General features: G+C 67.8%; 1 pseudogene. It reads left to right on the forward strand.

Annotation, left to right across the window (positions count from 1 at the left end):
* Window positions 1–701, forward strand: a pseudogene (locus VKA29_RS04665) (alpha-amylase family glycosyl hydrolase); the annotation flags it as partial.

A 701-nucleotide genomic window follows, 5' to 3' on the forward strand; every position in this document is an offset into this window, starting at 1 on the left:
GCGGGTGCGCAAGGAGATCGACGCCCAGTACCCGGACACGGTGCTGCTGGCGGAGGCGAACCAGTGGCCGGAGGACGTCGTCGACTACTTCGGCGACTACGCCGCCGGCGGCGACGAATGCCACATGGCCTTCCACTTCCCCGTCATGCCCCGCATCTTCATGGCCGTCCGCCGCGAGTCCCGCTACCCCGTCTCCGAGATCCTCGCCAAGACCCCCGCCATCCCCTCCGGCTGCCAGTGGGGCATCTTCCTGCGCAACCACGACGAGCTGACCCTGGAGATGGTCACCGACGAGGAACGCGACTACATGTGGGCCGAGTACGCCAAGGACCCCCGCATGCGCGCCAACATCGGCATCCGCCGCCGCCTCGCCCCGCTGCTCGACAACGACCGCAACCAGATCGAACTCTTCACCGCCCTGCTGCTGTCCCTGCCCGGCAGCCCGATCCTCTACTACGGCGACGAGATCGGCATGGGCGACAACATCTGGCTCGGCGACCGCGACGCCGTCCGCACCCCCATGCAGTGGACCCCCGACCGCAACGCAGGTTTTTCCTCCAGTGACCCCGGCCGGCTGTACCTGCCGACCATCATGGACCCGGTCTACGGGTACCAGGTCACCAACGTGGAGGCGTCGATGGCGTCGCCGTCCTCGCTGCTGCACTGGACCCGCCGCATGATCGAGATCCGCAAGCAGAACC

Origin of the sequence: Streptomyces sp. H51, from assembly GCF_035656535.1 — a bacterium.
Classification (GTDB): Bacteria; Actinomycetota; Actinomycetes; order Streptomycetales; family Streptomycetaceae; genus Streptomyces.